At 62.8% G+C, this 11,429-nt stretch carries 6 protein-coding genes; all 6 read left to right on the forward strand.

Translation table 11 applies throughout. The features are described from left to right. Window positions 1-16: 16 nt before the first annotated feature. The 6 genes from DK391_RS04500 to DK391_RS04525 are packed head-to-tail and all read left to right on the forward strand — an operon-like array spanning window position 17 to window position 10,999. The gene (locus tag DK391_RS04500) at window positions 17-2,098 is read left to right on the forward strand and encodes a tetratricopeptide repeat protein (RefSeq protein WP_239482694.1); all 2,082 of its coding nucleotides are present in this window, start codon (window positions 17-19) and stop codon (window positions 2,096-2,098) included. Then, window positions 2,095-3,975 (forward strand): tetratricopeptide repeat protein, encoded by a 1,881-nt coding sequence (locus DK391_RS04505; protein WP_109476787.1) that lies wholly within the window; start codon window positions 2,095-2,097, stop codon window positions 3,973-3,975. The genes DK391_RS04500 and DK391_RS04505 overlap by 4 nt, the downstream gene beginning before the upstream one ends. Continuing rightward, a complete protein-coding gene (locus DK391_RS04510; RefSeq protein WP_109476788.1) occupies window positions 3,976-4,917 on the forward strand; it encodes a UDP-glucuronic acid decarboxylase family protein in 942 nt (313 codons plus the stop codon). Continuing rightward, window positions 4,914-6,119, forward strand: coding sequence for a class I SAM-dependent methyltransferase (locus DK391_RS04515; RefSeq protein WP_109476789.1), 1,206 nt, complete (start codon window positions 4,914-4,916; stop codon window positions 6,117-6,119). The genes DK391_RS04510 and DK391_RS04515 overlap by 4 nt, the downstream gene beginning before the upstream one ends. 20 nt (window positions 6,120-6,139) lie before the next feature. Continuing rightward, window positions 6,140-8,512, forward strand: a complete 2,373-nt coding sequence (locus DK391_RS04520) for a tetratricopeptide repeat protein (protein ID WP_109476802.1) — start codon at window positions 6,140-6,142, stop codon at window positions 8,510-8,512. Window positions 8,513-8,560: 48 nt separating this feature from the next. Further along, on the forward strand, window positions 8,561-10,999 hold the full coding sequence (locus DK391_RS04525; protein ID WP_109476790.1) for a tetratricopeptide repeat protein: 2,439 nt from the start codon (window positions 8,561-8,563) through the stop codon (window positions 10,997-10,999). The last annotated feature ends 430 nt before the right edge of the window (window positions 11,000-11,429 follow it).

The following is an 11,429-nucleotide window of genomic DNA, read 5'->3' on the forward strand; positions in this document are numbered from 1 at the left end:
AAGCGGCGACGTCCGGATGGACGGGACGCTGCACGCGCCGCCGCCGGCCGTGCCCGCATTCGATCCCGCCGCCGCATTGCAGGCTGCATTCGCGCATCATCAGACGGGTCGCATGGGCGAAGCGGCCGAGCTTTACAAGCTGATTCTCCAGCACGACGACACGCATGCCGATGCATTGCATTTTCTGGGCGTGCTCGCGTGTGACGTCGGCGATCTGCCGGCGGGCATCGATCTGATCGAGAAATCGATCCAGTTGCATCCGAACGCCATCTATCTGAATAACCTCGGCAACATGCGCGGCCGCGCGCGCGACCAGCAGGGCGCGATCGCTGCATATCGCGCGGCGCTGTCGCTGGCACCCGGGTATGCGCAGGCGCACAGCAATCTCGGCCATACATTGCGCGAGGCGGGTGACCCAACGGCTGCCCTCGCCAGCTGCGAGCAGGCCATTCGGCTCGAGCCGGGGCTTGCGCAGGCGTGGATCAATTTCGGCAACGCGCTGCTGGATCTGGGCAGCGACGAAGGCGCGCTCGACAGCTACATGAAGGCAATCGCGCTGAACCCGAATGACGCGAACGCCCACAACAACGTCGGCAACATCCTGGAGAAATATGGCCGCGCCGCGGGCGCTGCTGACGCCTATCAACGCGCGCTCGCACTGGAACCGATGCGCGCGTCGCTGCACAACAACCTCGGCAACGTGCTGCGCGATCAGGGGCTTACGGAGGAAGCGACAGAGAGCTATCGTCGCGCCGTCGAACTCGACCCCGGCTTCGCGCAGGCGCACAGCAATCTGCTGCTGCTGGTCAACACGCGACCGGACGTGAGCTTGCGAGAGCAGTTCGACGAAGCACGCGCGTTTGGTGAACAGCAATCGGCGAGGGCACAACGCATCGACCACACCGCGCACGTCGCGACTGAAGGCAAGCGCCTGCGCGTCGGCTTCGTATCCGGCGATCTGAACTCGCATCCTGTCGGCTTTTTCCTCGAAAGCGTGCTCGGCCATCTGGACCGCGAACGCATCGAACTCATCGCCTACGCGACACGCAAGCGCGACGATGCAGTATCGCAGCGTCTGATGCCGCACTTCAGCGCGTGGCACGATGTCTCGCGGCTCGACGACGAAGCGTGCGCGTGCCGCATCCGCGACGACGCGATCGATGTGCTCGTCGATCTGTCGGGTCACACGAATCACAACCGTCTGCCCGTGTTCGCGCGTAAGCCCGCACCCGTTCAGGCCACATGGCTTGGCTACTTCGCGACGACGGGACTCGCATCGATCGATTACGTGATTGCCGATCGCCACGTGCTGCCGCTCGAAGAAGCATCGCAATTCGTCGAAGCGCCGTGGCATCTGCCCGACAGCTATCTTTGCTTCACGCCGCCGCCGTTCGCTATCGATGCCGGCCCGCTGCCCGCTGGTGAGCACGGTGCCATCACTTTCGGTTGCTTCAACCATCTGGTGAAGCTCAACGATGCCGTGGTCGCTTTATGGTCGCGCGTGCTCGACGCCGTGCCCGCTTCGCGTCTGCTGCTGAAAACCCGGCAACTCGACGATCCCGCCGTTCGCCACGCCACGCTGGCGCGATTCGACGCGCACGGCATCGACGCTGCGCGCCTGTTGCTCGAAGGACAGTCGCCGCGCGACGAACTGCTCGCGGCGTATCAGCGCGTCGACATCGCACTCGATCCGTTCCCTTATGCAGGCGGCACGACGAGTGTCGAAGCGTTGTGGATGGGCGTGCCCGTGCTGACGCGGCGCGGCGAACGCTTTCTGTCGCACGTCGGCGAAAGCATCGTGAGCACGGCGGGCCTGCCGGGATGGATCGCCGCAGACGATGACGACTACGTCGCCAAAGCGGTTCGCTTCAGCGAGCAGCGCAATGAACTGGCGACGCTCAGAAGCACGTTGCGCGAACGCCTGCTTGCTTCGCCGCTGTGCGACGCGCCGCGTTTTGCACGCCATCTCGAAGACGCATTTCACGGCATGTGGGCGCACCACGTCGCATGTCATCACGCCAGTAACGGGCGCTCTGCCCAAACGGATCGACTTTCATCAGGAGACGCCCGCCATCGCGTGGAGCGCAATATCGCATGACAGACTTCAATCAGAATCAGAATGGCTCGTGGCAGCGCATGCCGACGCCCACCAACCTCGGCACGGCACCGCAGCCGCAACCGGCACCGGATGCGACTGCGCAGGCGCAGATCGCAGCGATGCTGCAAACGGCCGGCGAGCATCACGAAGCCGAGCGCTTCGATGAAGCAGAAACGCTGTATCGGCAGATTCTCGCGATCGATCCGAATCACGCGGACGCCATGCATCTGCTCGGCCTGATCGCGCATGAATTCGGCCAGTACGCGACGGCTTGCGATCTGATCATGGCTGCCATCACGCGCAATCCGCAGGCGTTCTACTTCTACAACCTCGGCAACGTGATGCAGGCGAACAACCGGCCTGCCGCCGCTGCCGAATGTTTCCGCCAGGCGCTCGCACTGCAGCCGGAATACGTGGATGCGCACAACAACCTCGGCAACGCCCAGCGCGCGCTGAAGGATCATCACGCGGCCGTGCAGTCGTTCTGCCAGGCGATCAACCTGAAGCCGGATGACGCGCGTGCCTACAACAACCTCGCGAACACGCTGATGGAGCTCGATGAGCTCGACGCGGCCATCGAGGCCTGGCGTAACTCGATCGCGCTGCGCCCCGATTTCGCGGAGCCGCGCAGCAATCTGCTGTTTGCGCTGAACTATCAGCAGCAGACCACGCCGCAAGCGTATCTGGACGAAGCGCTGCGTTACGGCGAAGTGATGGAAGCGCGCGCGACGCCGTTCACGACGTGGCTGGTCGATGCAGGCTCGCGCGTCGACCGTCCGCTGCGCGTTGGCATCGTGTCCGGCGATCTGAAGAAGCATCCGGTCGGTTACTTCATCGAAAGCGTGCTGGCGAATCTCGATGCGTCGCGCGTGCAAATGGTTGCCTATCCGACACGCGATATCGCCGACGAACTCACGGCGCGCATCAAGCCGTCGTTCTCCGCGTGGACCAGCATCGCCGGCGTAAGCGACGAAGCGGCTGCGCAGCGCATCCGTGAAGACAACATCGATATTCTGATCGACGCATCCGGCCACAGCACGCATAACCGTCTGCCGCTGTTCGCGTGGAAGCCGGCGCCCGTGCAGGTCAGCTGGCCGGGCTATTTCGCAAGCACGGGTGTGCGCGCGATCGATTACATCCTCGGCGATGCGCATGTGCTGCCGGAAGCCGAAGCATCGCACTTCATCGAAAAGCCGTGGCGTCTGCCTGACAGCTATCTGTGCTTCACACCGCCCGCCGAGCACGTCGAAACGGGCACGCTGCCGATGCTCGCGAACGGTCATGTGACGTTCGGCTACTTCGGCAACGTGACGAAAGTCACGGATCATGTGGTTGGCGTGTGGTCGGCGCTGCTGCAGAAAGTGCCGAATGCAGTGCTGTTCCTCAAATCAGGTCAGTTCGACGACGCGCACGTGCGCGACGCATTCGTGCGCCGCTTTGCGACGCGCGGCATTCCGGCCTCGCGCCTGATCATCGAAGGTCGCTCGGCGCGCGATGCGTATTTCGCTGCCTATCGACGTGTCGACATGATGCTGAGTCCGTTCCCGTACGGTGGTGGCACCACCACAGCGGAAGCGTTCTGGATGGGCGTGCCCGTGCTGGTTCGCCACGGTGAGCGCTTCGTCACGCATATCGCGGAAACGCTGTGCCACACGGCAGGCCTGTCCGACTGGATCGCCGAAGACGACGCGGCTTACGTCGACAAGGCCGTCGCGTTCGCCGCAGACCAGGCGCATCTGTCCGCGCTGCGCGCTGGCCTGCGCGCGCAACTGCTCGCGTCGCCGCTGTGTGATGCGGCGCGTTTCGCCCGCAATCTGGAAACTGCCTTGCACGGCATGTGGGAACAGCGCGTCGCGCAGGTTTCGGAGGCCGTGTAAGTGAGTGCGCAGTCGGTCCTGATTACGGGCGGCGCGGGCTTTCTCGGCTCGCATCTGTGTGACCGGCTGGTAGCGGCCGGTCACGACGTGATGTGCGTCGACAACTTTCACACGGGCAGCAAGCAGACCATTCATCACCTGATCGGCAAGGTGAATTTCGAAGTGATCCGCCATGACGTGTGGCTGCCGCTGTACGTCGAAGCGGACCGCGTGTTCAACATGGCGTGTCCGGCCAGCCCGGTGCATTACCAGAGCGATCCTGTATCGACGGTGAAGACGGCCGTGCTCGGCGCGATCAACATGCTCGGGCTCGCCAAGCGCTGCGGCGCGCGCATTCTGCAGGCATCGACGAGTGAAGTGTATGGCGACGCGCAGCAGCATCCGCAGCCGGAAACCTATTGGGGCAACGTGAACCCGAACGGTCCGCGCGCGTGCTACGACGAAGGCAAGCGCTGCGCGGAAACGCTGTTCTTCGATTATCACAGGCAACACGGTGTGGATATTCGCGTCGCGCGGATCTTCAACACGTATGGCCCGCGCATGCGTCCCGACGACGGCCGCGTGGTGTCCAACTTCATCATGCAGGCGCTGCAAGGCGAACCGATCACGCTGTACGGCGACGGCAGCCAGACGCGTTCGTTCTGCTACGTCGACGATCTCGTCGAAGGGCTGATGCGGCTGATGGATCACGAAGGCGAGCCGGGACCGTTCAACATCGGCAATCCGAGCGAGATCACGATTCGCGAGCTGGCGGAAACGGTGTTGCGGCTGACGGGTTCGCGCTCGCGGATCGAATATCGCCCGCTGCCGTCGGACGATCCCGTGCAGCGGCGTCCCGACATCGCGAAGGCCCGTCAACATCTCGACTGGGAGCCGGGCGTGATGCTCGAAGATGGTCTCAAAGAGACCATCGCGTACTTCAAAAAGGTAGTGAAGCAATGAATTGCGATCTGATCGAAGCGACGTGCCCCGTTTGCTCGAACACGGTGGCCGCACGGTTTTTCCCGGCAGGCGAGCAGACGCTGGCGACGCTCGCGTGGCCCGATTCCGCGCACGCCGCGCAATCGCTGCCGCGTCATGCGCAGGATTTCGTGCAGTGCCCGTCGTGCACGCACGTGTGGAATCACCGCTTCGAATACGACGCGATTCCGTATCAAAGCAATCCGAACCGGATGTTCAACAACGGCAGCATCTGGAAAGGCCATCTCGCGCATACGCGCGATCTCGTGCTGTCGCAGTTGCCTGATGCACCCAATGTTGTCGAGATCGGCTGTGGTGAAGGGCATTTTGTGCGCGGACTGGCGCAAGCGAAACCTGGCGGACGCTTCATCGGCTTCGATCCGAATGCGACGCCTGAGACAGGGCTTGGTGTCGAGTTTCATCCCCGCCTGTTCGAACCGCTCGCGGATATGAAGGCGTTCCAGCCGGATGCCGTGGTGATTCGCCACGTGCTCGATCATCTGACGGAACCCGCGCGGCTCCTCGAAGCGCTTGCATGGGGCGCGATGTCGGCGGGCAAGGACGCGTGGCTGTTTGCAGAAGTGCCGTGCATCGACCGTGTGTTCGACACACAGCGTCTCGCCGACTTTTTCTATGAACACGTGTCGCACTTCACGACGGAATCGTTCCGTACGCTGATGTCGCGCGCGGGTGATGTCGTCGCGCTCGATCACGGCTACGACGGCGAAGTGGTGTACGCGCTCGTCAAGCTCGCGGTGCCTGCGCAGGCGCGTTCGCGTGCGGAAGCGGCGACGCGTTTCGCTGCGCGCACGGTCGAAAGCCGCGCAACGATCGCGCAGCAACTGTCGCAATTGAGTGCGTCGGGCAAGCGCGTTGCGATCTGGGGCGGCACGGGCAAGGCAGCGGCGTTCATTCATCATTTCGGCGCGGACGCCGAGCGCTTTCCCCTCGTGGTCGATTCGGACCTGGGCAAGGTCGGCACCTTCGTGCCGGGCACCGGACAACGGATCGAGTACCGCGACGTGCTGAAACAGACCGACGTCGATGTGATCGTGATTCCGACGCAATGGCGCGCGCGCGACATCATCGCTGAAATGACGCGTGAAGGCATCGCGACGAAGAGCGTGATGATCGAGCACGAAGGCGGCCTGGTCGATTTCTTCGCGCAAACGCATCCGTATTGAGCGCGGCAGGACAGTCGAACATGCACGATATTCCGGGCCTTCTAAACGCGGCGCTCGCGCATCATCAGGCAGGCAGACTTGCCGATGCGCAGGCGCTGTATGACGCCATTCTGCAAAGCGAGCCGGCGCAATCGGATGCGCTGCACTTCTCGGGATTGCTCGCTTGCCAGACGGATCGGGCGGACACGGGCATCGCGCTGATGCGCGCGTCGATCGCTGCGAATCCGAATGCCGTCTACTACAACAATCTGGGCAATGTGCTGCTCGGACGCAAGCTGCCCGGCGAGGCCATCGACAGCTACCGGCACGCCGTCACGCTGCGTCCCGATTACGCGGAAGCGCACAACAACCTGGGCAACGCACTGCGCGAAGCGGGCGACGCGAACGCGTCGATGCTCAGCTGCGCGCAGGCCATCGAATTGCGGCCCGGCTATGCGGAGGCGTACAACAATCTCGGCAACGCGCTGAAGGATCTCGGCGATCTCGACAACGCAGTGCTCGCGTATCGCAAGGCTGTGACGTTTCGGCCCGACTACGCGGCCGCGTTCGGAAATCTTGCGCGTGCAGAAGCGGGGCGCGGCAATGCAGATGAATCGATCGCCGCGTTCCGTCGCGCCGTTGCGCTCGATCCCGGTCACGTCGAAAGCCACGACAGTCTCGCGACGCTGCTGCATGCGAAGGGCGACGTCGATGGTGCTATCGAGGTGCTGCAACGCGCTGCACAGCGCGAACCTGCCAATGTCGCGCGTCATCGCAAGCTGGTGCAATGGCTGCGTGACCGCCGGCGCTGGGACGAAGCGGCGCAGGTGCTGACGCGTGCAGTCGAACGCGCGCCCAATGATGCGTCGTCATACATCGATCTGGGCGATGCATACGAACAGGCCGAGAAATACGACGCGGCGATTCTCTGCTATCGGACGGCAACCGAACTCACGCCACGCGATGCCCATGCGCATCATCGGCTGGCTGTCGCATGGCTCAAGCATCGCCGTGCCGACGCAGCGCTCACGAGCGCGCAACAGGCGCTTGCGCTGGAACCGCATTCCGCTGTGCTGCACGTGAACATGGGCGATGTGCTCAGCGTGCTCGGCGACGCAGATGGCGCGATTGCCAGCTATCGGCGTGGCATCGCGTTCGACGGCGAGATGGAACTGGCGCACAACCGCCTGTTGTTCGATCTCGCGACTCACGCACCGACAGCGCCGTCCGTCACGCTCGCTGCCGCACGCGATTTCGGCGCACGCATGACTGCGCGTGCGCATCGCTGCTCGCATGCGGCGCCTCAAAACGATGGGCGCAAGCTACGCATCGGCTTCGTATCCGGCGATCTTCAACTGCATCCCGTGGGTATTTTCATCGAATCGGTGATGGAGCATTTCGCGGACGGCAGCTTCGATCTGATTGCGTATTCGACTCGCGCCAGTGAAGACGACATCACGGCGCGTCTGAAGCAACGCTTCACCGCGTGGCGCAGTTTCGTGAACGTGCCTGACGGGCAGGCCGTGCAGATGATTCGCGACGATCGCATCGATATTCTCGTCGACCTGTCGGGCCATACGGTGCATAACCGTTTGCCCGTATTCGCGTGGAAGCCCGCGCCGGTGCAGGTCAGCTGGCTCGGCTACTTCGGCACCACGGGGCTGGAGGAAATGGACTACGTGCTGGGCGATCCGCATGTGCTGCCCGTCGATGAAGAATCGCATTACGTGGAGAAAGTCTGGCGCCTGCCCGACAGCTATCTGTGCTTCACGCCGCCCGGCGATGACGTGCGCGTCGGCCCGTTGCCGATGGCACGCAACGGCTACGCGACGTTTGGCTATTTCGGCAAGCTGGTGAAGATCACGCCGAACGTGATCGTCGAATGGTCGCGCCTGCTGCATGCCGTGCCTGATGCGAAGCTGATGATGAAGTCGCACGAACTCGGCGCTGCGCATGCGTGCCGCTCGACGCTGGAGGGATTCGCCGCGCAGGGCATCGATGCATCGCGCCTGATTCTCGAAGGCGGCTCGCCGCGCAACGAGTATCTCGCGTCGTACAACCGCGTCGACATCATGCTGAGTCCGTTTCCGTATCCGGGCGGCACGACCACAGCGGAAGCGCTGTGGATGGGCGTGCCAGTCGTCGCGCTCAAGGGCGACCGCTTCGTCACGCACATCTGCGAAAGCGTGCTGAGCGCGGCGGGACTGGCCGACTGGATCGCGCGCGATGAAGACAGCTATCGCACGCTGGCGAGCGCATGGGCGGCACAACCCGAGCGTCTCGCGGCGTTGCGCGCGGGTTTGCGCGCGCAGACGCTTGCGTCACCGCTATGCGACGCGCGGCGTTTCGCACGGAATCTGAAGACGGCGTTCGAAGGCATGTGGGCGCAGTACGCCGTGCCGCAAACGCGATGATGCGAAACGGGCGTGTGCCCGCTTCGACTGAAGAATCAAGGGATCACAGTGGACCACGCTAATCTTCTCAACTCGGCGCTCGCGCTTCATCAGGCTGGCCGTCTCGCCGAAGCCAAGGCGATATACGACACGATCTTGCGCGCCAATCCGCGGCATTCGGATGCGCTGCATTTTCTCGGATTGCTCGCGTGCCAGATCCAGCAGCACGAGGCTGGCATCACGCTGATGCGGCAGTCGATTGCTATCCTGCCGAACGCGATCTACTTCAACAATCTCGGCAACGCGTTGCGCGAGCATGGCGAACTGAAGCAGGCGATCGATGGTTATCGCGAAGCGGTGTCGCTCAATCCCGACTATGCCGAAGCGCACAACAACCTCGGCAACGCGCTGCGCGAGGACCGGCAGCCCGACGCGGCGATGCGAAGCTGCGCACAGGCGATCGAGTTGCGTCCCGGATATGTCGAGGCGTACAACAATCTCGGCAATGCGCTGAAAGATCTCGGCGAAGCGGACAGCGCTGTGCTCGCATATCGCAAGGCGATTTCGTTCAAGCCCGACTACGCGGACGCACACAACAATCTTGGCAACGCGCTGATGGAGCAGGGCAAGTACGACGAGGCCATCGAGAGCTATCGCCGCGCGATTTCACTCGACCCTGACCGCGCGCTGATGCACAACAGTCTGGGCACGCTGCTGCTTGCGCGCGGTGAACTCGAGGATGCCGCAGCGAGCCTGCGCCGGGCCATCGAACTGGATTCCGGGCGCCCTGGCGTGCACAACAATCTGGCCAACACGTTGCGCGATCTGGGCGATCGCGACAGCGCTGTGATGCATTACAGGAAAGCGCTGCAACTCGCGCAGGCGATCGTCGATTCGTACCAGTACGATGCGGACAGCGCGTTGCCGGTTGCGCAATCGCGCGCTGCGGAGCCGCGCATGACGCTTGCCGAAGCGTATGCGACGATCGGCAACGCCTGGTACGGACTCTATCGCTATGACGAAGCGATCGAAAGCTATCTGCGTTCCATCGAACTTGCGGAAGACGATGCCGAAGTGCATCACAACCTTGCTGTCGCGTATCTGAAGACGGAACGTGCCGGTGAAGCCGTGCAGTACGCCCGCAAGGCACTGACGCTGAAAGACGGCTCGTCGCGGATGCACATCAATCTCGGCGACGTGTTGCGTGCGCTAGGCGATCTGGAATCTGCCGCAGCGAGTTATCGCAGCGCGATCGAGCGATCGCCGGATGCCGATACCGCGCACACGGCGCTGCTGTTCTGCGAAGCGAGCATGTCGCAGCGGTCGGTCGAAGCGTATCTGGCCGACGCCATCTATTTTGGCGAGCGGATCGCGGCAAACGTGAAGCGCTTCACGCATCGACGTGCGCCGCGTGGCAAGCGGCCGTTGCGCGTCGGGTTTGTGTCAGGCGATTTGCGCACGCACCCGGTGGGCATTTTCACCGAGAGCATGCTGCGGCACATCGATCCTTTGCGGGTCGAGCTGATTGCCTATCCGACCAGCGAAGTCGTCGATGAGATGACGCATCGCATCCGGCCGTTGTTCGACGCATGGACACCGCTGTGGAAGCTTTCACGCGACGCGGCGGCGCAGCGCATCTTCGATGACGGCATCGACATTCTGCTCGACATGGCGGGTCACACTGCATTCAACCGCTTGCCTGTGTTCGCGATGAAGCCGGCACCCGTGCAGGCGACGTGGCTGGGCTTTTTCGCCTCGACGGGCATTGCCGCGATGGATTACGTGCTCGGCGATCGTTATGTGTTGCCGCCTGACGAGGCGCATCACTTCATCGAAAAGCCGTGGCGTCTGCCTGACGGCTATCTGTGCATGACGCCGCCTGCGCATGATGTTGAGGTCGGGCCGCTGCCGATGCAGTCGAATGGTTGCGTGACCTTTGGTTATCTGGGCAAGCTCGCCAAGATGACGGACGACGTGCTCGATCTGTGGGCGCGCGTGTTGCGCGCGGTGCCCGGCTCACGACTGCTCGTGAAGGCGCACGAACTCGACCGCAAGCATGCTGTTGACGCGACGCTGCAGCGTTTCGCGGCACGTGGGGTTGGTGCTTCGCAGCTTGTGTTTGAGGGTGGAGCCAAGCGTGACGAGTACTTCAAGTCGTACCATCGCGTGGATGTGGTGTTGAGTCCTTTTCCGTATCCTGGCGGGACGACGACGGCGGAAGCCTTGTGGATGGGGGTGCCTGTCGTGGCGATGAAGGGTGACCGGTTTCTTGGGCATATCTGCGAGAGCGTTTTGCATTCGGCCGGGTTTGGTGAGTGGATTTGCGGTGATCAGGATGGGTATGTGCGTAAGGTTTGCGAGCTGGTGAGTGATGTCGATGCGCTTGCTGCGCTGCGGGCTGGATTACGGGAGCAGGTGATGGTGTCGCCGATGTGTGATGCGCAGAGGTTTGCGCGGAATTTTGAGGACGCGCTGGAGGGGATGTGGCGGGAGTTTGAAGAGAGTTAGGGTTTGGTTTTGGTTTTGGTTTTGCTTTCGCTGGCGTCCGCGATTTCTTACTGGTACTTCATGCGTCGCCCCTGTGCGGGGCAGCACCTACTTTTCTTTGCCGCGGCAAAGAAAAGTAGGCAAAAGAAAGCCGCTGAACACCACCCACTACGGTCCTTGCCTGCGGGCCCGCAGCCGGTCCTATCCTTCACACGGCATCACTCTTCTTGATGCCCGCTGCCCACGCTCTTAAAGGGCGCATCACCCTCTTCAAGCATCCGCGTCTCAGCGGGCCTTACCAGTTCGGCCCAGGCCGCCCAGGTGGCAAACGGTGTGTCGGCTATCGCGCCTTATACGCATCACTCCGGACTGAAAAGCAAAGGCGGTGTGTCTTGTAGGATCGCCGACGCAGAATGCGCGACAACCTACACACCGTTTGCCACCTGGGCTG

This window comes from Paraburkholderia sp. C35 (assembly GCF_003121405.1).
GTDB lineage: Bacteria > Pseudomonadota > Gammaproteobacteria > Burkholderiales > Burkholderiaceae > Paraburkholderia.